General features: G+C 47.6%; 1 protein-coding gene. It reads right to left on the minus strand.

Annotation, left to right across the window (positions count from 1 at the left end; all coding sequences use genetic code 11):
- A partial coding sequence (locus KJS57_RS26325; RefSeq protein ID WP_213656851.1) for a hypothetical protein occupies positions 1–212 on the minus strand: 212 nt, incomplete at both ends.

A 212-nucleotide genomic window follows, 5' to 3' on the forward strand; every position in this document is an offset into this window, starting at 1 on the left:
CGTATTGTAATTGCTTCCGTCTGTTACCCCCGTTACGGTTGGAGGTGTTTTATCGAGTGAAAATGTTACCGTTGTTGTATTTCCCGCCGCATCCGTTACGATGAGCGTATAATCGCCATCCTGGCTGATCGTATCGCCTGACATGAACGAACCACCGTTTAATGTCGCAGTCCCTTCGTCAAACGTCACCGTTTTATCCGTGTTATACAGCT

The sequence above is a fragment of the Paenibacillus vini genome (assembly GCF_018403325.1).
GTDB lineage: Bacteria > Bacillota > Bacilli > Paenibacillales > Paenibacillaceae > Fontibacillus > Fontibacillus vini.